This is a genomic window from Candidatus Angelobacter sp., assembly GCA_035643775.1.
Taxonomy (GTDB): domain Bacteria; phylum Bacteroidota; class Bacteroidia; order Flavobacteriales; family Blattabacteriaceae; genus DASQPV01.
Genome location: DASQPV010000016.1, coordinates 1 through 22,450 on the forward strand (window position 1 = coordinate 1; position 22,450 = coordinate 22,450).

General features: G+C 30.9%; 17 protein-coding genes, 2 tRNA genes, 3 rRNA genes and 1 pseudogene. 13 read left to right on the forward strand and 10 right to left on the reverse strand.

The annotated features are described in order from the left end of the window. The 6 genes from hisC to hisIE all read left to right on the forward strand — a co-directional run. Positions 1 to 917, forward strand: a 917-nt coding sequence (gene hisC / locus VE128_00120) for a histidinol-phosphate transaminase (protein ID HZD83961.1), incomplete at its 5' end; no start/stop codon positions are given. Beyond that, a complete protein-coding gene (gene hisB / locus VE128_00125) occupies positions 910 to 1,956 on the forward strand; it encodes an imidazoleglycerol-phosphate dehydratase HisB (GenBank protein ID HZD83962.1) in 1,047 nt (348 codons plus the stop codon). The genes hisC and hisB, both read left to right, overlap by 8 nt. Then, positions 1,953 to 2,540 (forward strand): imidazole glycerol phosphate synthase subunit HisH, encoded by a 588-nt coding sequence (gene hisH, locus VE128_00130; protein HZD83963.1) that lies wholly within the window; start codon positions 1,953 to 1,955, stop codon positions 2,538 to 2,540. Before hisB ends, hisH begins: the two co-directional genes overlap by 4 nt. Beyond that, positions 2,541 to 3,278 (forward strand): 1-(5-phosphoribosyl)-5-[(5-phosphoribosylamino)methylideneamino] imidazole-4-carboxamide isomerase, encoded by a 738-nt coding sequence (locus VE128_00135; protein HZD83964.1) that lies wholly within the window; start codon positions 2,541 to 2,543, stop codon positions 3,276 to 3,278. A gap of 1 nt (position 3,279) precedes the next feature. After that, positions 3,280 to 4,041 (forward strand): imidazole glycerol phosphate synthase subunit HisF, encoded by a 762-nt coding sequence (hisF, locus tag VE128_00140; protein ID HZD83965.1) that lies wholly within the window; start codon positions 3,280 to 3,282, stop codon positions 4,039 to 4,041. Beyond that, entirely contained in the window at positions 4,028 to 4,639 is a 612-nt protein-coding gene (hisIE, locus tag VE128_00145) for a bifunctional phosphoribosyl-AMP cyclohydrolase/phosphoribosyl-ATP diphosphatase HisIE (protein ID HZD83966.1), read from the forward strand. The genes hisF and hisIE overlap by 14 nt, the downstream gene beginning before the upstream one ends. Here the strand turns inward: hisIE and rrf are convergent. The 5 genes from rrf to VE128_00170 all read right to left on the reverse strand — a co-directional run bounded on the left by rrf (position 4,635) and on the right by VE128_00170 (position 9,518). Next, a 5S ribosomal RNA gene (rrf, locus tag VE128_00150) occupies positions 4,635 to 4,749 on the reverse strand. The two genes, hisIE and rrf, sit on opposite strands and share 5 nt — an antisense overlap. 49 nt (positions 4,750 to 4,798) lie before the next feature. Then, positions 4,799 to 7,672 (reverse strand): 23S ribosomal RNA (locus tag VE128_00155). 62 nt (positions 7,673 to 7,734) lie between these two features. Continuing rightward, positions 7,735 to 7,808 (reverse strand) — tRNA-Ala (locus tag VE128_00160). Between the two features lie 7 nt (positions 7,809 to 7,815). Next, a tRNA-Ile gene (locus VE128_00165) sits at positions 7,816 to 7,887 on the reverse strand. Positions 7,888 to 7,967: 80 nt separating this feature from the next. Beyond that, positions 7,968 to 9,518: ribosomal RNA gene (locus VE128_00170) — 16S ribosomal RNA — on the reverse strand. Together the 16S, 23S and 5S rRNA genes with 2 tRNA genes alongside form the textbook arrangement of a ribosomal RNA operon. A 220-nt stretch (positions 9,519 to 9,738) precedes the next feature. On the opposite strand from VE128_00170, the gene VE128_00175 reads away from it, so the two are divergent. From VE128_00175 to VE128_00190, 4 genes and pseudogenes are all read left to right on the forward strand, one after another. Then, positions 9,739 to 10,680: a polyprenyl synthetase family protein gene (locus VE128_00175; protein HZD83967.1), complete on the forward strand. Its 942-nt coding sequence runs from the start codon at positions 9,739 to 9,741 to the stop codon at positions 10,678 to 10,680. A gap of 35 nt (positions 10,681 to 10,715) precedes the next feature. Beyond that, positions 10,716 to 10,844, forward strand: coding sequence for a toprim domain-containing protein (locus VE128_00180; GenBank protein ID HZD83968.1), 129 nt, complete (start codon positions 10,716 to 10,718; stop codon positions 10,842 to 10,844). After that, positions 10,829 to 11,811: pseudogene (locus VE128_00185) on the forward strand (DNA topoisomerase). The gene VE128_00180 and the pseudogene VE128_00185 overlap by 16 nt, the downstream one beginning before the upstream one ends. A gap of 433 nt (positions 11,812 to 12,244) precedes the next feature. Next, positions 12,245 to 12,367 (forward strand): hypothetical protein, encoded by a 123-nt coding sequence (locus VE128_00190; GenBank protein ID HZD83969.1) that lies wholly within the window; start codon positions 12,245 to 12,247, stop codon positions 12,365 to 12,367. Positions 12,368 to 12,640: 273 nt separating this feature from the next. Here the strand turns inward: VE128_00190 and ccsA are convergent, their stop codons facing one another. From ccsA to VE128_00215, 5 genes are all read right to left on the reverse strand, one after another. Continuing rightward, positions 12,641 to 14,350 carry a cytochrome c biogenesis protein CcsA gene (gene ccsA, locus VE128_00195; GenBank protein ID HZD83970.1) on the reverse strand — a complete coding sequence of 570 codons (1,710 nt, stop codon included), beginning with the start codon at positions 14,348 to 14,350 and terminating at the stop codon, positions 12,641 to 12,643. Then, a complete protein-coding gene (locus VE128_00200; GenBank protein ID HZD83971.1) occupies positions 14,347 to 15,648 on the reverse strand; it encodes a cytochrome c biogenesis protein ResB in 1,302 nt (433 codons plus the stop codon). The genes ccsA and VE128_00200 overlap by 4 nt, the downstream gene beginning before the upstream one ends. A 72-nt stretch (positions 15,649 to 15,720) precedes the next feature. Continuing rightward, positions 15,721 to 16,035, reverse strand: a complete 315-nt coding sequence (locus VE128_00205; protein ID HZD83972.1) for an iron-sulfur cluster assembly protein — start codon at positions 16,033 to 16,035, stop codon at positions 15,721 to 15,723. Then, positions 16,032 to 17,354, reverse strand: coding sequence for a pitrilysin family protein (locus VE128_00210; GenBank protein HZD83973.1), 1,323 nt, complete (start codon positions 17,352 to 17,354; stop codon positions 16,032 to 16,034). Before VE128_00210 ends, VE128_00205 begins: the two co-directional genes overlap by 4 nt. Positions 17,355 to 17,360: 6 nt before the next feature. After that, positions 17,361 to 18,620, reverse strand: coding sequence for a pitrilysin family protein (locus VE128_00215; GenBank protein HZD83974.1), 1,260 nt, complete (start codon positions 18,618 to 18,620; stop codon positions 17,361 to 17,363). A 20-nt stretch (positions 18,621 to 18,640) separates the two neighbouring features. On the opposite strand from VE128_00215, the gene der reads away from it, so the two are divergent. The 3 genes from der to ccoS are packed head-to-tail and all read left to right on the forward strand — an operon-like array spanning position 18,641 to position 22,449. Further along, a complete protein-coding gene (der, locus tag VE128_00220; protein ID HZD83975.1) occupies positions 18,641 to 19,945 on the forward strand; it encodes a ribosome biogenesis GTPase Der in 1,305 nt (434 codons plus the stop codon). Further along, positions 19,942 to 22,305: a heavy metal translocating P-type ATPase metal-binding domain-containing protein gene (locus VE128_00225; GenBank protein ID HZD83976.1), complete on the forward strand. Its 2,364-nt coding sequence runs from the start codon at positions 19,942 to 19,944 to the stop codon at positions 22,303 to 22,305. Before der ends, VE128_00225 begins: the two co-directional genes overlap by 4 nt. A 6-nt stretch (positions 22,306 to 22,311) precedes the next feature. Beyond that, positions 22,312 to 22,449: a cbb3-type cytochrome oxidase assembly protein CcoS gene (gene ccoS / locus VE128_00230; GenBank protein HZD83977.1), complete on the forward strand. Its 138-nt coding sequence runs from the start codon at positions 22,312 to 22,314 to the stop codon at positions 22,447 to 22,449. Position 22,450 lies beyond the last annotated feature (1 nt).

Below are 22,450 nucleotides of genomic sequence, written 5' to 3' on the forward strand. Positions count from 1 at the left end.
AGTATCCTCGTTATCCTAATCCTTTTCAAGTAGAACTTAAGAAAGAGATCTCATTTATTAAAAATATTTGTGATAAAAAAATATTTCTTGGTAATGGAAGTGATGAAATTATTGATTTGATCATACGAATCTTTTGTAGACCAGGTTTAGATAAAATTATTATATGTACTCCTTCATATGGAATGTATGAAGTTAGTGCAAAAATAAATGATATAGAAATATTGAAAATACCCCTAAAAAAGGAGTATAAACTTGATGTTAATTCGATCCTTTCTTACACAAACAATCGTAGTAAACTAATTTTTCTTTGTTCCCCTAATAATCCAACTGGAAATGATTTTAGAAGTAAAGACATGGAAAGAATTCTAAAAATATTTCCAGGTATTGTTGTTATCGATGAAGCTTATATAGATTTCTCTAATAAAGAATCATTTCTTACCCTACTTGGAAGATACTCCAAACTTATTGTAATGCAAACCCTATCCAAAGCTTGGGGTTTGGCTGGAATTCGTATTGGAATAGCTTTTTCTGGTGCCAATATGATTAGCATCATGAATAGGGTAAAATCAGCTTATAATATCAGCAAATCTTCTCAAGAAATAGCTATTAAAACCCTTAAACAAAAAACGTTCTTTGAAAAAAGACTTAAAACGATTATTAAAGAACGAGAAAGAATCTCCAAAGAGTTAAAGAAAATTAGCCTTGTAGAAAAGGTCTTTTCTAGCTCAGGTAACTTTTTGCTTACGCAAGTTTCTGTAGTCCAAAAAATTTATCAATGTTTGATTGAAAAAAATCTTATTGTAAGAGATCGTTCAAAAATTAAATTATGCAAGAATTGTCTGAGAATTACAGTAGGGACTTCTGAAGAAAATTATTTTCTTCTAAAAACTTTAAAAAATATCAATTTCGATGAATAAAGTATTATTTCTCGATCGAGAAGGAACCCTAGTTGAAAAAATACCTACTAAAGAAAAGGTTATTTTTTATCCTAAAGCTCTTTCTTTTATGTCTCGGATCTCTAGAAATTTCAACTATGAAATAGTTCTGGTAACTAATCAAGCAGGAGAAAAATTTTTTAAAGCTCAAAGAAAAATAATGAAAACTTTTGAGAACGAGGGTGTTTATTTTTCTGCTGTTTCTATTGATAGAAACTCAAGTGGGGTAGGAATGTTAGAAAGCTATGATATTTCTGGATCATTCGTAATTGTAGATCGGATAACAGATGTTTTATTAGCTAAAAACCTAAAGTGTAAAGCTATTTGGCTAAAAAAAGGGAGAAAGAATGAAACGGCTTTTTCAGCTGAAAAACTTCAAAAGTTTTTAGCCTTAGAAACAAAATATTGGGAAAAAATTTACGAGTTTTTAAAATTTGGAAGTAGAAAAATTCTACATTCTAGAAAAAGTAAAGAAACGGACATTAAAATAATTCTACAGATGGATGGATCTGGAAAATATAATATTTGCACAGGAATTGGTTTTTTAAATCATATGCTTGAACAATTAGCGAAACATGCTTCTATAGATCTTAGTCTTCAAGTACAGGGTGATCTTAATGTAATTGAAGAACATCATACGATAGAAGACATCTCTATAGCATTAGGAGAAGCCTTTTGGAAAGCTTTTGGTAACAAGCTAGGATTAGCTAGATATGGATTTTGTTTACCAATGGATGAGGGATTAGCTAAAGTTGCTTTAGATTTTGGGGGTCGAAGTAACCTGGTCTTTAAGGTAGAATTCAAAAGAGAAAAAATTGGGGATATGCAAACCGAAATGGTCTCTCATTTTTTTAAATCATTTTCAGAATCTGCTAAATGCAACTTGCATATACAAGCTAAAGGGGAAAATGAACATCATCAAATAGAAGCAATTTTCAAAGCTTTTGCTATATCAGTAAAAATGGCCGTTTTTAGAGACGTTCAGCTATATAAATTGCCTTCCACAAAAAATATCATATGAAAACTATCATCATTAAATCACCTTCAGGTAATGTACAATCAATATTTTCTGCACTAAGCAGAATTGGGGTAAATGCTAAGTTAACGGATAATTTTGAGGAAATTCTATCTTCAGATAGAATTATTTTTCCTGGGGTAGGAGAAGCCAAATTAACGATGAGATACTTAAGGGAAAAAAGTCTAGATTTATTAATTCCAAAATTAAAACAGCCTTTTTTAGGAATTTGTCTTGGGTTGCAATTGCTTTGTTTTCATTCAGAAGAAAATAACACAGATTGCTTAGGTATATTCGATCTGGAAATAAAAAAATTTAAGAACATAAATATGAAAATTCCTAAAATTGGATGGAATACGATTTATCAACTTGAAGGATTATTATTTAAGGGAATTCCCGAAGAAAGCTACCAATATTTTGTACATTCTTACTTTGCTCCAATATGCGAGTACACTAGAGCTAAAACAGACTACATATATACATACAGTTCTGCTTTACAGAAAAATAATTTTCATGCTGTGCAATTTCATCCAGAAAAATCTGGGATTTTTGGACATAAAATTTTAGAAAACTTTATTAAATTTTTATAAATGGATATAATCCCAGCTATAGATCTTTTCGGAGGAAAATGCCTGCGTTTAACGCAGGGTAATTACGAAAATAAAAAAATTTATACTGTAGATCCAGTAGAAATGGCGAAAATTTTCGAAGATAATGGATTAAAAAGACTCCATTTAGTGGATCTTGAAGGAGCTCTAAAAAGAAAAGTTCTCCATTCTAAAGTATTAGAAAATATAGCTTTTCAATGTAAGAATCTAATGATAGATTTTGGAGGAGGAATTCAAAGTAATGAGGATATTAGAATTGTTTTTGATAGTGGGGCACATATGGCTAACATTGGGAGTATGGCCTTGAAAAACGATAACGATAAAGTTTTTCAAGAATGGGTGCAATGTTTTGGGGTAAAAAAAATTCTTTTAGGAGCAGATGTAAAAAATGAGAGAATAGCTTTTCAAGGATGGAAGAAAATTAGCCATATACATTTGCATTTTTTTTTTAAAAAAAAAATTTACCTTGGATTAAGGAAGATATTTTGTACTGATATTGATAAAGACGGGCTATTATCTGGTCCTTCTATAGAACTTTATAAGAAAATAATTGAAGATTTTCCCCATCTGGAGCTTATTGCTAGTGGAGGAATAAAAAGTTTGAAAGATCTGGATGATTTACAGAGAATAGGTTGTAAAGGTGCGATTATTGGTAAAATTTTTTTTGAAAGAAAAGATTTTTTAAAATCAGTTTATTCTTGGATAGAAAAAAATTGTTAAAATGTTAGCTAAAAGAATTATTCCTTGTTTGGATATCCAAGATGGAAAAACTATCAAGGGGATCCGTTTCGAGAATCTTCGAGAAGTTGGAGATCCTGTTTCACTAGCAGCTAATTATTCTGAAAATGGGGCGGACGAATTAGTTCTTCTAGATATAAGCGCTACCAATGAAAAACGAGATTTACTACTCTCTCTAGTAAAAGAGATATCCAATGTAATTAATATACCTTTTACTGTTGGAGGTGGTCTTTATAAAATAAAGAATGTAGAAGATCTACTATCTTCTGGTGCAGATAAAGTTGCTATTAATACATCTGCTTTTTTGAATCCAGAACTTATTGAAGAACTTTCTATCAGATTTGGTACACAAAGTATTGTTTTAGCTATAGATACTAAATATACTAAATATGACAAAGAATGGAAAGTTTTTTTGAACGGGGGGAGAGTGAAAACAGAAAGAAATGTTTTAGATTGGGCAAAAGAAGCTGTAAGAAGAGGCGCTGGAGAAATTTTGATAACATCTATGAAAAATGATGGAACAAAAGAAGGATTTGATTTAGAAATTACACAAAAACTATCTGAAAAACTTACTGTTCCCATCATTTCATCTGGAGGAGCTGGAAAAAATAAGCATTTTTTGGAAGTTTTAGATTTAGGAAAAGCGGATGCTGCATTAGCAGCTAGTGTTTTCCATTTTAAAGAAATAGAAATTCTAGAATTAAAAAAATACCTAAAAATACATGGAATCCATGTTAGGATTTAATAATAATAAAGGCCTTTTACCAGTTATTATTCAAGATAATTTCACTGGAAAGGTTTTGATGTTAGGATATATGAACGAAGAGGCTTATAGAAGATCTATAGTTGAAAAAAAAGTTACTTTTTACAGTAGATCTAAAAATAGATTTTGGACAAAAGGGGAAAATAGCGGAAATTATTTATTAATAGAGAAAATTCTTATTGACTGCGATTTTGATACTTTGTTAATCAAAGTAACTCCTTTAGGGTTTATATGTCATATGAAAACTGATACTTGTTGGAAAGAAGAAAACAAATACGATAAAAATGGATTTTTGATTAAACTTGAACAAGTAATTCAGAAAAGAAAAACGAATGAAAATTCATACATTTCTCAATTATTCAATGAAGGGTTCAATAGAATAGTCCAAAAATTTGGAGAAGAATCGATAGAGCTTATCATAGAGGCTAAAGATGAGAAGGAACGTTTTTTTTTAAATGAAGCGGCTGATTTGCTTTTTCATTATTTAATTCTAATTAATGCTAAACACTTCAAGTTTAGAGAGATAATTGAGGTTTTGAAAAATAGGTACAAGAAAAGTAGGAGAGCTGAGGATTTATGAGCAGTTTCCTACTCTACCAAACCAAGAAGACTCAGTACCATTGGCATAAACAGGCTTAACTTCTCTGTTCGGAATGGGAAGAGGTGAGCCCTGTTACTTTTACCACTCTAAAAAAATACCTCAGCTTCCTTTTTAAAAAATTAGGTTAAATATTATAATATTAAAGAAACTTACGGGTAATTAGTACTGCTCGGCTATTACATTACTGTTTTTACACCTACAGCCTATCTACGTTGTCATCTTCAACGACCCTTCTAAAAAAGAAACCTTATCTTGTGGTAAGCTTCGCACTTATATGCTTTCAGTGCTTATCTCTTACAAACATAGCTACTCAGCTATGCACTTGGCAATGCAACTGATACACCAGAGGTTTATCCAACTCGGTCCTCTCGTACTAGAGTTAGCTCCACTCAAGTTTCTATCGCTCGCAATAGATAGAGACCGAACTGTCTTGCGACGTTCTGAACCCAGCTCGCGTGCCACTTTAATAGGCGAACAGCCTAACCCTTGGGACCTTCTTCAGCCCCAGGATGTGACGAGCCGACATCGAGGTGCCGAACCTCCCCGTCGATATGAGCTCTTGGGGGAGACCAGCCTGTTATCCCCGGAGTACCTTTTACCCTTTGAGCGATGGCCTTCCCATACAGAAACCACCGGATCACTATACCCTACTTTCGTATCTGGTCGACTTGTAAGTCTCACAGTCAAGCACCCTTAGCTATTGCACTCTATATCCACGATAACCATCCGTGTTGAGGGTACCTTTGGAAACCTCCGTTACTTTTTAGGAGGTGACCACCCCAGTCAAACTACCCACCACGCACTGTTCTCTTACGAGTTAGGCTTCAAATAAACAAAGGGTGGTATTTCAAGGCTGACTCCACATCCCCTAACGAAGATATTTCAAAGTCTCCCACCTATCCTACACATTGTTTACCCAAAGTCAATACGAAGCTATAGTTAAGGTTCCGGGGTCTTTTCGTCCCATTGCGAGAAACCGGCATCTTCACCGGTACTGCAATTTCACCAAGCTCGCAGCTGAGACAGTATCCAGATCGTTACACCATTCGTGCAGGTCGGAACTTACCCGACAAGGAATTTCGCTACCTTAGGACCGTTATAGTTACGGCCGCCGTTTACTGGGGCTTCAGTCAAACGCTTAGCTAAGCTAACATTCTTCCTTAACCTTCCAGCACTGGGCAGGTGTCAGACCCTATACATCATCTTTCGATTTGAGCAGAGTCCTGTGTTTTTGATAAACAGTCGTCTGGATCCATTTTCTGCGACCATCTCTAACTAAGAGATGGTGACCTTTATCCCTAAGTTACAGGTCCATTTTGCCTAGTTCCTTAGCCGCAAATCACTCGAGCACTTTAAGATTCTATCCAGGATAACCTGTGTCGGTTTTGGTACGGATCGCTTTTATTTTATCTGAAGCGTAGAGGATTTTCTTGAAAGTCAATTATCCGCCCTATCCGCTAAAACAGCTCGGCGCGGTACTATAATGTTTCAGCGAGATATACGGATTTTCCTATATATCCCCTACCTAAAAACACTTCAACGTGTATTTCCATTAGCACGCGACAGGATCCCTACTTCTTCCCCCCCTAGCAATAAAAGCGAGTTGCGGAATATTAACCGCATATCCATCGATTTCTCCTTTAGGATTACTCTTAGGACCGACTAACCCTAAGTTGATTAACATAGCTTAGGAACCCTTAATCTTTCAGTGTGCGGTTTTCTCTCCCGCATTATCGTTACTCATGCCTACATTTTCTCTTGTAATTACTCCACCACTTTTCACAAAGCAACTTCTACGTCATTACAATGCTCCCCTACCGATTTTTAAAAATCCCAAAGCTTCGGCGATATACTTAATGCCCGATTATTATCCGCGCCCAATCACTTGGCGAGTGAGCTTTTACGCACTCTTTAAATGAATAGCTGCTTCCAAGCTTACATCCTAGCTGTCTAAGTGATCAGACCTCGTTTATTCAACTTAGCATATACTTAGGGGCCTTAGCTGTTGGTCTGGGTTGTTCCCCTTTCGGACATGGACCTTAGCACCCATACCCTCACTGCCGAGAAACATATCGCAGCATTCGGAGTTTATCAGGAATCAGTAGAGTTTTACCTCCCTTCATCCAATCAGTAGCTCTACCTCTGCAATACTTTAACACAACGCTGCACCTAAATGCATTTCGGGGAGTACGAGCTATCTCCGAGTTTGATTGGCCTTTCACCCCTACCCACAGATCATCCGAAAACTTTTCAACGTTAACCAGTTCGATCCTCCACTGTGTATTACCATAGCTTCAATCTTTCCATAGGTAGATCACTCGGTTTCGCGTCTAATCTTATAGACTTAACGCCCTATTCAGACTCGCTTTCGCTTCGGCTTCATAGCTAAACTATTTAACCTTGCCAATAAGATTAACTCGTAGGCTCATTATGCAAAAGGCACGACGTCACCTTAAAAATAAGGCTTCGACTGCATGTAGGCACATGGTTTCAGGATCTCTTTCACCCTTCTTTTCGAAGAACTTTTCACCTTTCCCTCACGGTACTTGTTCACTATCGGTCTCTGAGTAGTATTTAGCCTTACCAGATGGTACCGGTAAATTCAGACAGAATTCAACGTGTTCCATCTTACTCAGGATTCTGCTAGGTAATGATTGTATTTCGTATACGGGATTTTCACCTTCTATGATTGATCTTTCCAAATCATTCTACTATACCCCCAGAATCCATAATCGCAGTCCTATTACCCCAATACGGTAAAAACCGCAAATGGTTTGGGCTGTTCCAAGTTCGCTCGCCACTACTTATGGAATCACTTTCGTTTTATTTTCCTCCAGGTACTTAGATGTTTCAGTTCCCCGGGTTCGCCTAACAATAATCCCATCTAACTAATGGGAGGTTTCCCAATTCGGAAATCTGCGTATCTCTGAACCGCAACTTATCGTAGCTTATAACGTCCTTCCTCACCTCTCAGAGCCTAGGCATTCACCATGTGCCCTTTTCGTTTCTTCAAAAATCACTTCAAAAATAAAGTGATGATTATACTACACTTCTATTTAACCTAGAACTTATCGTGGAGAATATCGGAATCGAACCGATTACCTCCTGATTGCAAAACAGGCGCTCTAACCAGCTGAGCTAATTCCCCTATAACGTAGTCTCGCGCGGAGTTGAACCGCGGACCACTACATTATCAGTGTAGTGCTCTACCTCTGAGCTACGAGACTCCTATCATATCATAGTCATAGAGGAACCAAATGGAAAACAAAGAACTGAAAATTCCTTTGATTAGGAAAATTTTCTCCAATAAAGAGATATTCCAGCCACACTTTCCAGTACGGCTACCTTGTTACGACTTAGCCCCAGTTACCGATTTTACCCTAGGCAGCTCCTTTTACAGATACCGACTTTAAGTACCCCCGATTTCCATGGCTTGACGGGCGGTGTGTACAAGGCCCGAGAACATATTCACCGCGTCATGCTGATCCACGATTACTAGCGATTCCAACTTCATAGAGTCGAGTTGCAGACTCCAATCCGAACTGAGATCGGCTTTTAGAGATTCGCTCCTGATTACTCAGTGGCTGCTCATTGTACCGATCATTGTAGTACGTGTGTAGCCCAAAACATAAGAGTCGTAATGATTTGACGTAATCCCCACCTTCCTCACAACTTACATCGGCAGTCTCGTTAGAGTCCCCAGCATTACCTGAACCTGATAGTAACTAACGACAGGGGTTGCGCTCGTTAAAGGACTTAACCTAACACTTCACAGCACGAGCTGACGACAACCATGCAACACCTTGCGTTCCGTTCTTCTGTTCTAATCTAAAGAAAAAAGAAAGCAAACTATTTCTAGTTTATTTCGTAACGCATTTAAGCTTTGGTAAGGTTCCTCGCGTACCATCGAATTAAACCACATACTCCACCGCTTGTGCGGGCCCCCGTCAATTCCTTTGAGTTTCAATCTTGCGATCGTACTTCCCAGGTGGATCACTTAACACTTTCGCTTTACCACTGAATACACTAAAGATCCAATAGTTAGTGATCATCGTTTACAGCGTGGACTACCAGGGTATCTAATCCTGTTTGCTCCCCACGCTTTCGTGCCTCAGCGTCAATATAGACCTAGTAGCTTGCCTTCGCGATTGATGTTCTATGTGATATCTATGCATTTCACCGCTACACCACATATTCCAGCTACTCCGATATAATTCCAGTACATCAGTATCAATAGCAATTTTAACAGTTAAGCTGCAAGATTTCACTACTGACTTAATGAACAGCCTACGCACCCTTTAAACCCAATAAATCCGGATAACGCTCGTATCCTCCGTATCACCGCGGCTGCTGGCACGGAGTTAGCCAATACTTATTCGTAGAGTACATTCAAAATTCTCAATGTAGAATACTTTATTCCCCTACAAAAGTAGTTTACAACCTATAAGGCCTTCTTCCTACACGCGGTGTAGCTGGTTCAGAGTTTCCTCCATTGACCAATATTCCTCACTGCTGCCTCCCATAGGAGTCTGGCCCGTATCTCAGTGCCAGTGTGGGGGTTTCCCCTCTCAAGGCCCCTACCGAATCGTAGCCTTGGTAAGCTTTTATCCTACCAACTAGCATAAATCAGACGCACGCTCCTCTATTGCCGACAAAACTTTGATGTTTATTTCATGCAATATAAACATATTATGGAGTATTAATCAGAGTTTCCTCAGGCTATACTCCTGCAAAAGGTAGATTACGTACGCGTTACTCACCAGTTCGCCGGTATCTACGTTTTCGTAGATCCCTAGACTTGCATGTGTTAAGCCCACCGCTAGCGTTCATCCTGAGCCAGGATCAAACTCTCCTTTGTTGTAAAATTATTTAATTAGATAAATAATCCTAAATTCAAAAGAATTTTCAGCTTTGTTTATTAAAAGTAACAAAAAGTTTTATATTTAAATTAAAAAAAAAGCAATTTTGAAAATTTAAAATTAAATTTACTTTTTTTTTTTTAATTTAAATAGAAAAATTATAAACTTGTGAATAAAAAAAATTTTTTAGAAAAAATTCAAACTCCAATAATTGAAGAAATGCAAATTTTGGAGAAAAAACTCTATAAGTTTTTACACAAAACCCAAGTTCCTCTTTTAGATAAAATAAACAAATATGTTTTTAGAAATAAAGGAAAAAAAATCCGTCCAATGCTAATTTTTTTAACAGCTAAAATGCTTGGTAATGTAGTTGAAAAAACTCAACACATTGCTTTATTTTACGAGATTATTCATACAGCAATGCTTATTCATGATGATTTAGTGGATGAGAGTCTTCTTCGACGTGGAGATTTTTCTGTTCATTTACTTTGGAAGAACAAAATTGCAGTTTTAGTGGGAGATTATTTATTTTCAAAAAGCTTATTTTTAATTACTGAAAATAACTATTATGATTTATTGAAGATTTTTAATAGGGTTATATGTAAAATAAGCAAAGGGGAATTACTGCAAATAGAAAAATCTAGAATGCTAGATATTAGCGAGAAACTATACGAGGAAATTATTTATTATAAAACGGCAAGTATGATTTCAGTTTGTTGCGAAGTTGGAGCTATATCAACCAATGCGGATGAAAATTCTGTATTTAAAATGAGAGAATTTGGAAAATATATTGGTATGGCTTTTCAAATTAGAGATGATTTATTTGATTATGAATGTCAATATAATAATTTACTAGGAAAACCTAGAGGAATTGACATAAAGGGAGGTAAAATGACTTTACCATTGATACATGTTTTTGAAAAATCGTCTTTAAATAGACGTAAATGGATTATAAATACCATTAAAAATTATAACAAAGACGAAAAAAGAGTAAAAGAACTTATTCATTATGTTAAATATTCTGGGGGAATAGATTATGCTATAGAAAAAATGATAAAATTTTGTAAAAAAGCTTTTTCTATACTCGATAAATACCCTGAAAATAAGGCAAAAAAATCTCTAAAAATGACTATTAATTATTTTGTTAACAGAAACAGATAAAAATAGATCATTTAATATAAAAAGGCTTATTTAGCATGATAAAAAATTTAGTTATTGTTGAATCTCCAGCTAAAGCGAAAACTATTCAAAGTTATTTAGGAAAAGATTTTTTTGTAGTTTCTAGTTTAGGTCATATTTATGACAGTAAATGGGAATTAATATAAAAAATAATTTCCAAACGGATTATGTTGTATTCCCAGAAAAAAAAAATAAATGGGAAAAAATACAAACTCTATCAAGAAAATCAGAAACCATTTGGTTAGCTTCTGATGGAGATAGAGAAGGAGAAGCTATTTCATGTAATATCTATAAGGAATTATATAAAAAATTAAAAATTTCTGAAGTAAAATTTAAACGAATTTATTTTAATGAAATTACTAAAAAGGCAGTCATTCACGCTATTGAAAATCCACGATCAATTAATTATGATTTAGTTAATGCTCAAAATGCCCTAAGAATATTGGATCGAATTGTAGGATTCGAATTATCTACTTTACTTTGGCGTAAAATTAAAAGAAATCTATCAGCAGGACGTGTTCAATCAGTCGCTGTTCGTTTAATTACTGAAAGAGAACAAGAAATAGAAAAATTTTTACCAACTATAGAAAAAAAAAAGAATAAAGCAAAGCTAGAAAAAACTTTTGAAAAAGAAAAAGAAGTAAAGGATTTCTTAAAAAAATGCATGGAACATCATTTTGTGGTCTCCCATATTGGGAGAAAGAAAAGAGAAAACCCCCCCCCTATACGTCAAGTATGCAGCAAGAAGCTGCATTAAAATTAGGATATTCCGGAGCTAAAACAATGTATTTGGCTCAGAAACTTTATGAAGAAGGATATATAACCTATACAGATTGTTTAAATTTATCAGAAGAAGCTATTTTTGAAGCACAAAAACAGATTATCTCAATGTTTGGAAAGGAATATTCTTTTCCAAGAAGATATGCAACTAATAAAAAATTAGCTCAAGCTATCCGTCCCACTAACTTTAAGATAATATGTCCCCCAAATAAAATTGGCCAAAAACTTTATAAGTTAATCTGGAAAAGAACTTTAGCTGGACAAATGACTAATGCTATTCTGGAAAAAACAAATATAGGACTTTTACCCAGTATAATTTTTTATCTAAAGTAAATGTGATCATTTTCGATGGATTTTTGAAAATTTACGAAAAAAAACAGGAAAAATCAGAAAAAAAGGAAATTAGTTTGCCAAAATTAGGTGAATAACTTAAAAATATAAAAATTACAGCTACTCAAAAATTTAGCAGACATACTCCACAATATGGAGAAGCTTCTTTAGTTAAAACTCTCGAAGATAGGAAGACCTTCCACCTATGTTACAATTATTAAAACTATTCAAAAAAGAGGATATGTCGAAATAAAGAATTTTAATGGGGTGGAAATTTTTTCCAAAAAAATTGAACTAAAAAATATCCGTATCTAAAAAGAAAGAAATTAGTGGATCGGAAAAAGTAAAATTTTTACCAACATATATCGGAGTAATTGTTAATAAGTTTTTAATTAAAAACTTTCAGAAAATACTTGATTTCCAATTCACTGCAAAGATGGAAGCAGGTTTTGACGATATTGCGCTAGGAAAAGCCGTTTGGATAAACGTTATTAAAAATTTTTATCATTCTAAAATTAAAAAAAATTATGAATATTTTCCAAAGCCAAGATTTCTTTGATCCCAATTCAGGGAAAAAAGTTTTAGCAAAAATTGGGAGATTTGGACCCGTATAGGACTTTATGAAGATAAAGAAAAACCAAAATTCGTTTCTTTACCTAAACATCAATACATCGATAAAATTTATTTAGAAGAGGCATTAAAACTTTTTGAATTTACTAAGAAATTAGGATTTTTTGAAGGTAAAGAAGTTATACTCAATAATGGAAGATTTGTAAAATACGGGGAGACAATTAAAAAAAATATGTAATTTAGTTACTTAAAATCAATAATATTAAAAAGTTACTTTATTTTTTGAAAATAAATAAGCAGAAATAGCAATTATAAAAATAAAAAAAATTGCATAATAAATCCATGAAGTTACTTGAATGGGATATCCTTTAGCGTAAGAGTGCATTCCAGAAAGATAGTAGTTTACTCCAAAATATGTCATTATAATAGAACTTATTGATAATAATGAAGCAAGATTAAAGTAAAAAACTCCTGTTATTTCTGGAATAAGACGCATATGCAATACAAAAGAATAAACTATTATACTAATAATAGACCAAGTTTCTTTTGGATCCCAACTCCAATAATTTCCCCAACTTTCATTTGCCCATACTCCACCTAGAAAGGTTCCTACTGTTAGAAAAAAAATACCTAGTGTGAGAGCCATTTCGTTTATCAGAGTCAATTCTTGGATCTGTTTTTCTATTTTTTTACTATAAAAATCTCCTACTATACCTTTAAAAATCAAAAAGATTAAAACAATTCCTCCTAAAAAAGCTCCAGTACTAAAAAAACCATAACTTGAGATTATAACAGCAACGTGAATAACTAGCCAAAATGACTTAAGAACTGGGACTAAATGAGTCAACTCAGGATTCATTAAATTTCCCTGTGCAATCATTAAAAATACAGCAGCAAAAAGGCTGGACACTGAAGGAATAAATATGTTACCATTTCTAAAGAAAAAAAAACCTGAAAGGAACATCGAACAGGAAATAGAAACAGCGGATTCATAGGAATTACTCCAAGGTGCATGATCAGAAATATACCATCGTAAAATCAATCCAAATGTATGATAAATAAAAATTGTAAACAAAAACCAAGAAAAATAAATACTTAAGACATAAAGGCCCCTAAATGGAAAAAAAATTTTAGTAAAAGCTAGAAAAAGTAATCCTACTCCGAAAATAAAATAAAAATAAATTATTCTATTGAATATATTCAATCGATTATAAAGTATTTCCGCTCTAATTTTTAGATCTGAAATAAAAACTTTTTTTCCATATATTCTTTGATAAAAATGAAGCTCATCAAGGAATTTATCAGCTAAATACCAATAATTATTTTTTTGTGCATAAAAAACAGACATTAAATAACTATTTAATAGTTTAAATTTTTTCCTAAAATTGTACTTTTCCCAAGAAATCCAAGTATAATTGGTATCATTTATAATGGGGAGAATTCTAAAATATTCACCATGAAATATCATAGATACGATATTCATTCTTTCAGTAAAATAAAGAATTTTCTGCTCCATCTCAGATCTCTGATATGGAGATTTTAAAAATGCTTTTTCGAAATCTTTTCTAAAAATAAATTCAACATTTAATGTATTCGTATTAAGAGAATAAAGATCTAACAAAGAAACATACTCTCTTTTTACTATTTTTCTAGTTTTTAGATTTTTAATAAAGGGAGCTTTGGCCCATACTATCTTTTCAAGGGGAATATAATTCAAACATCCCTCTTTATTTAGAGAGATCATCCATATATTAGCGTCAATATGACCTATACGGTCTTTTTTATATATTTTCCTTAATAACTCTAAAGCCAGAGTATTAATGGGTTTCATTCTCCCCTTAAAGTCTTGAACTAACAAAAAACCAAATTTTTCAGAATGATCTTTTTCAGAAGGAGCTTTGTTAAGCTCAACACTGAATAGATTTTTAGTAAAAAAAATATAAAAAAATGGGGCAATAAATATAACTCTCATGTACTCAATTTTCTAAAACTAGATACCCTATAAAATAAGGAAATAAACATACCAAATACAAGTAAAAAATAACTAAAATAAGAAATTCTTCGACCCCAAATATCATTATTTACTGATAGAACAACCCTTTTTTTATAAAGATTATAAGTTGATTGAAAAAAACGATATTTTCGATAATCCAATACATTATTCATAAATATTTTGTGGTCTTCTTTTCTATCTTTATCAAAAATTCTAATTTTACTAGAAAAAGAAGAGGGACTTTCTGACCCAGGATATTTTTCTAATTCAAAGGTTCTTAATTTTATACCAAAAGGTAGTTTAAAAATTATACACCCATATCCAATAGATATTTTTTCAAAATGAAAGTATGTTCTTCCTCCCATTTTTGTTTGACCTCTTCCTCCTAAAAATTCTATAATTTTTGAATGGCCTTTAGTAGATATTTCCACTTTTAGTAAATCAGGAATATTTTCATTTTTTCTAATTGTTTCATATTTAAGGATCCCTTTTCGAACATTTTCAGAAATTACGATATTCAATTTATAGAAATTATATAAAGCATTCATCTGCAATTCAGATAGCATTTTTTGTGTTATGTATTTTTGGGTATATCTAATATTATTTTTGTAAAAAATAAATAATTTTCCACTATGTACGAAAATTTCGATAGCTCCTTTAAAAGATTTCTCAAAACTTATTTGAGTGAGATTATTCAATCTTTTTATTTTACCTGCTCGAATAAAACGCTCTATTTCTTTCCCTTTTTTTATTTCTAAAATTTTCAAAATTTTAGATCCTTTTGGATTTTCATAAAAAACTGCTTTAGCGTTAGGGATATAATTAATTAATCTCAGTCTAAAAATTTCCCCTTTTAAAAAAAAATTAACAAAATATTTTTTATGCAAAGGAGCTAAAATGTAGGGGTATTGAAAAATTCTAATTTTCTTACCTTGAAAGATACACAATTTTATATAAGTTTTATTTGAAAAAATATTTCTGGATATAAATCCTTTTTGGAGAGTAAAAACTCCTTCGAATCCAATATATCTAGAAATAGCTCCTCCAATGAAAATTAGTATAAAAGCTGAATGAAAAACAAGCAAAGGCAATTTTTCTTTTTTCCATAAACAATACTTTTTTATGTTACCTATAAAACAAAAAATTAATAAAATCATTAAAAATTCTAAACAACTGGATTCATAAATCAAAGCTCTCGCAGTTTCTGCGGAGTAAACTTTTTCTATAAAAGTTCCCCATGCTATAAAAACTGCGAATACTATAAAAATAGAAGACATAAGCTTTGTAGAGAAAAAAAAATTTAAGATCTTTTGCATAGATAATTTTTTATATGATTTTGTTAAAATGGATCAGAATAATACTCCCAATGCTACTCTAGCATTTTCACTAATCATTTCCATACTCCATTTTGGATCAAAGGTAAGATCCAGTTTTACTGATCTAATTTTTTCAATAGTTTTAATTTTTTTTTCAATTTCAAGAGGTAAAGTTTCAATCATAGGACAATTATATGTAGTAAGAGTTATCAAAATTTTTACTTCAAGATTTTTACTTACCTGAATATCATAAACAAGACCTAAATCATAAATATTTACCTGAATTTCAGGATCCAGAATCTCTTTTAAGTAAAAAATAACAAGTTTTTCTAAATTCTCTTTAATCATATAGAGTTACCTAATTCATCCAATAAAAATATTGGATAACCTAGTTGTCCAACTTCTGGAAGAATTTTATTAACATCTCCAACTATTAAAATCCAAAAGTTTTCAGTAGGAATGTATTTATTCGCTGCATTCTTAACATCTAAAGATGTTATTTCCTGAAGTGATTTTAAATAATTTTTATGTAATCCAAAAGGGAGCTCATACCTAAGCTCATCTAGAGTAAATTTAGCTCTAACAGAGAGATCTTCTAAACCTAGAAGAAAACTCCCAATTTTTTCTTTTTTATAGTTTTGAAGTTCTTCAGAAGTAACGGTAATAGAGGTAATTTTATTAAATTCTTTAATAATTTCCTTTACTGCTTCTGCCGTTACTTCTGACCTTACTTGAGTGTAAACATAAAATGAACTAATATGTTTGTTCGGAATAAGACTAGAGTATACATTATAAGTATATCCTTTATCTTCCCTTAGATTTAAAAATAATCTAGATTGCCCTCCACCTCCTAAAATACTGTTAACTAGAACAGCTGATAAATAATCAAAAGTATTTTTTCTAAAATCTACTTTATTCCCAACCAAAATGGTTGATTGGTTAACAGAAGGAATATCTACAAGTCCAATTGTAGTTTTCGAAAGCAATGGAGGCGTTTCATACTTTTTATCAAAAGTAGGAGAAAAAGTAAATGAGTAAAAATACTTTTCACTTATTTTTTTAGCCTTTTCTATATCAATATCTCCTATTAAAATTAAATAAGCTACATTAGGTTCAATATAGGAACGATAAAAACCATCGAAATCTTTAATTTTAATATTATTCAAACTCTCAATAGTTTGAATTTCTCCAAAAGGATGATTTTTTCCAAAATACAAAACTCTCTTAACACGTTTTGCTATTGTATGGGGATTTTTTTCATTTATTTTTAAATATACAATTTTTTGTCCAATTATCTTTTCAAACTCTTTAGTATTATTAAAAATAGGATTAAATAGTACATCTCTCATTATAGATAAGGACTCATCTAGATACCTAGTTAACGAAGAAATGGACATTTCATCAAATGATGCGTAAAATTTAGTTCCAAGAAATTCAATATTTTGATCAATCTCCTCTTTAGTCCTATTTTTGGTCCCAGATCGAAGCATGGGTCCGAATATACTTTTCCAACCAGATTTATTTCCTTCGGAAAATAATACTCTATCAAACAGTAAATTAACATAAACTATAGGAAATTGATGATTTTCTAAAATAATAATTTTTAATCCATTATCTAATGAGAATTGTTTTACTTCTTCGAATTTTGGTTTAAAAATATTTAACATAATAAATTATTTAGTACCTAAAATTTTAAGATGAAGACGTTGAGACTTATTAAAATATTTATTAGCAACTATTTTTACATCTTCCACTTTTATTTGTTTATATTCTTGTAAATAAGTATTTATTCTTTCTGCATTTTTATAATGTATATGGGAAAAAGATAGACTTTCAGCTATTCTAAACATGGAAGAATTTCTTAAAATAAATTCTCTTTCTAAATTGTTAACTACTTTTTCTAGTTCTCTTATGCTAATTCCTTCATTTTTAAAACGTTCTATTTCTTCATCTAATGCTCTAGCCAAAACATCTAAGTCTACTCCAGTATTTTTTATTGCATGAACAATAAATTCCCCATAATCTTCCATTGACTTAAAAAATGAAACTGCATTAGCAGCTAATTTTTTTTTAACAACATTTTTTAAACGAGAACTTTCTCCTATTGAAAGCAATTTATGTATTATCTCAATAACTTTAGTGTCTTTGTTTATTCGTGCAGGAGTTCGATAAGCAAATACTATCGATGGAACAACTACGTTTTTTTCAGAGCAAATGGAAAAGATTTCTTCGTAAATCAATTCTTCTTTAATTGCTAAAACGGGAATTGGATAAGCACTCTGTGGTATAGCTGAAAAATAATAGTCTATCATTTTTTCTGTTTCTTTCAAATCAATATCACCAGAAACAACTAAAACAGCATTATTAGGAACATAAAAAGTTTTATAAAAATTTATATAATCCATTTCTGATGATTGGTTAAGATCTTTTTCTAAACCTATTACAGGTATCCTATATGGATGTTTTTTGAAAAGATGTTTAGGTACTACTTCAAGTATAGAAGAGGTATAAGGAAGGTTATCTATACTTAATTTTTTTTCCTCTTTTACCACTTGACGTTGTATATCTATACTTTTTTTATCAATTTTAGCATTCATCATCCGTTCCGATTCTAACCATAAACCTAAAGCAATCTCATTAGATGGTAAAATATCATAGTAAAAAGTTTCATCTGGAGTAGTATAAGCATTCGTAAGGCCACCATTACTCATTACAAGTCTAAAAAATTCTCCTCTATTAATATTTTTAGTACTTTCAAACATCAAATGTTCGAAAAAATGTGCAAACCCTCTCTGACCTTCCAATTCATTTTTAGATCCAACATGGTATAACAATGATATTACAACCAAGGGATTCCTTCTATCCTTATGCAAAATTACCTTCAATCCATTGGAGAGAGTTTTTTCTTCAAAATAAATTTTTTTATATGGCATATCTTAAAACTATCTGAAAAATGAATTTTATTGCTGTAATAGTTGGTCGTCCAAATGTAGGAAAATCAAGTTTATTCAATAGAATAATTGGCCATAATAAATCTATTGTAAATGAAAAAAGTGGTGTTACTAGAGATAGAGATTATGGATTTTCTGAATGGAACGGTATAAGTTTTATCCTTGTGGATACAGGAGGATATTCTCTAATCGAAGAAATTATAGAAAAAAAAATAAAAAAACAAGTGGATCTGGCGATTGATGAGGCCGATATAATTTTATTTGTTGTAGATATTATGGATGGACTAACAAATCTAGATTTAGAAATAGCTAAATTACTTAGAAAATCTAAAAAACAAGTTTTTTTAATAATCAATAAAGTAGATTATAAAAAATATATTTACCATTCACTTGAATTTCATAAATTAGGATTCAGTAATTATTTTTGTATATCATCATCAAACGGATGGGGTACAGGAGATCTTCTCGATCAGCTAACAAAAATATTTTCAAAAATTTCTAAAAAAGAATTTTTTCCAAAATATTTTAAAAAATTTGCTATAATTGGACGTCCAAATGTAGGAAAATCTACAATTATTAACACTTTTTTAGGGGAAGAACGAAATATAGTTACTAATATTTCTGGAACAACTAGAAATAGTATTGATACATTTTATAATAAATTTGGAATTGAATGTGTTTTAATTGATACGGCAGGAATTAGAAAAAATTCAAAAATAAACGAAGATTTAGAATTTTATTCTATTCTTCGAACGATAAGGGCGATCGAACGATCCACTGTTTGTTTATTGGTAATTGATGCTGTTAGGGGATGGGAAAAACAAGATATGAATATTCTTAGAATTCTTAAAAAGAACGGAAAAGGATTTATTGTTGTTATTAATAAATGGGATTTGATTGAAAAAAAAGAAAAAAAAAATTATGAAAAAAAAATTAAAGAAAAAATCTCCTATTTTGAGGATATTCCTATCTTTTTTTTTTCAGCTTTATCTAAAAAAAAGAAGGATATATTAAAAATAATGGAAGAATTAATGAGAATTTCTGAAAATTGTAAAAGAAAGATAAAAACAAAAGTTTTAAATGATTTGTTTTTACCTATTATTGAAAATAATCCTCCTCCAAAAGTTAATGGAAAACAAATTAAAGTAAAATATTGTACTCAATTCTCCAAAATGAGATTTGTTTTTTTTTCTAATTATCCAAAATCTGTTAAAGATAACTATAAGAGATTCTTAGAAAGTAAATTACGGGGGTATTTCAGTTTTTTAAAAGGAGTTCCTATTAATTTAATATTTTTTTACGCGTGAATGCCTGTTTTCATTGTGGTGGTAAAATTAAATCAGAAAAAAAATTAAAAAAAAAACTTTTTTGTTGTTCTGGGTGCAAAGAAATTTATAAAATTTTGCAGTTTCATAAACTTAATAAATTTTATGACCTGAATGCTCATCCAGGTATGATTCCTAATAAAAAAAATAATAGATTTGATTTCCTTGACCAAAAAAAAATTAGAGAAAAACTGGTTGATTTTGAAAACGATAAAATTACTTTGATTAGATTATCTGTTCCATCAATACATTGTAGTTCCTGTATATGGATTCTTGAAAGTTTACCCAAAATCCATACTGGAATTATACAATCAACGGTAAATTTTCCGACCAAAAAGGTCTGTGTTCTTTTCAATAATAAAAAACTGCAATTAAGCAAATTAGCTTATTTTCTGAGTAAACTTGGTTATACTCCAAATTTTAATGAAAAATCAAGATATAATTCTATAAAAAATAAAAAACTGATCTATAAAATAGTTATTTCTTTTTTTTGCTTTGTAAATATTATGCTCTTAGCTATCCCTGAATATATAGGATCTGGAGATAAATGGCTAATCGAAAACAAATATTTTTTTAGAATATTAATGTTAATCCTATCTTTTCCAGTTCTATTTTTTTCTTCTGCAAATTATTTCCAATCTGCATACTTTACTTTGAAAAATAAATGTCTCAATATTGATTTTCCAATTTGTTTAGGAATATTAACAATTTTCTGGCGAAGTATATACGAGATTACCTATAATTTAGGTCCGGGCTATTTAGATAGTTTGACCGGATTAGTTTTTTTTTTACTATTAGGAGAATTTTTTCAAAAAAAAACTAATCAATATTTATCTTTTGATAAAGAGAACAAATTTTTTTATCCAATATCTATTATTAGGCTTAGAGAAGGTATTGAAGAAAATATTTTTATTTCTTCTCTAAGACAGGGAGATAGAATCTTAATTAGAAATGAGGAAATAATTCCAACTGATAGCATATTAATTAGAGGAACTGCTCTAATAGATAATAGTTTTATTACTGGAGAATCTAAACTTGTTGTTAAAAAAAATGGAGATCGTATTTTTGCTGGAGGCAAGCAGAAAGGAGAATCTATTGAATTAGAAGTTCTTGAAAAAGTGGATCAAAGTTATCTTTTCCAACTATGGAATAATGAAGTTTTTAAAAAAAAAACAGAAATCCATGAATTGGTAAATAAATGGAGTAAATACTTTACTATAATTACACTAGCAATAACTCTACTTACAGGTTTATATTGGAGTATAGTGAATCCATGCAAATTATTTAAAACGGTAAGTTCTGTTCTAATAGTAGCCTGTCCCTGTGCTTTAGCTATTTCTATGCCTTTTATTTTGGGTAATATAATGAGAATTTTAGCTAAAAAAAATTTTTATTTGAGAGATGTCTATATTATAGAAAGAATATCTCAAATAAAAACATTAGTTTTTGATAAAACTGGAACAATTACCGAATCTAATAAATCAAAAATTTCTTTTGTTGGAAAATGTTTAACAAAAAAACAAATAATCCTAATTGCATCTTTAGTAAAAAATTCTAAACACCCTTTTAGCAGAAAACTTTATAAATTTCTTTATACTGGAAAAATTTTTCCAGTTAGAGATTTTAAAGAAATTCCAGGAAAAGGTTTGGAGGCAAACATCAATGGAATGAAAATTAAAGTTGGATCAGCTAAATATATAATACATGAACCCCAAAAAGAGAACATCAAACAATCTAGAGTTTTTGTTTACATTGAAAGAAAAGTTATAGGATACTTTATTTTTCTTAATTTTTATAGAAAAAAATTAAAGAAAATTTTTGAAAAACTAGCTTATTATAAAATAATAATAATTTCTGGAGATAATGATTCTGAAAAATCCCGTTTATATACTATTCTTCCGAAGAAGAGCATATTTTTTTTCGAACAAAGTCCTAAAGAAAAACTTTATCGCATAAAGTATTTGCAAAAAATAGGAGAAAAAATAATGATGTTTGGAGATGGATTAAACGACACAGGAGCTCTTAAACAAAGTGATGTTGGAGTAGCCTTATCTGAAGATGTTAATAATTTTTCTCCTAATTGCGATGTTTTAATGAAAGCGGATTCTTTTGATAAAATTTTCGAAATTCTTCAATTATCTAAAATTGGAATTTTATTAGTAAGAATTAGTTTTATAATAAGTATATACTATAATATAATTGGATTGAGTCTTGCTATAATGGGATATTTGAGACCTATAATAGCTGCAATATTGATGCCTTTAAGTTCCATTTCTATCATAGTATTTTCCCTAATTTCAACTAAACTAAGTGATTATTGGATAAATAAAATTAAGAACTAATAACTTATGGGCATATTACTTTTAATGATATTAGCTAGTGTTTCGTTAGGAGTTGTTTTTCTTATCATATTTATAATATGTGTAAGAAAAGGGCAATTTGATGATTACGAAACACCCTCAGTTCGTATCTTAATTGAGGATTAAG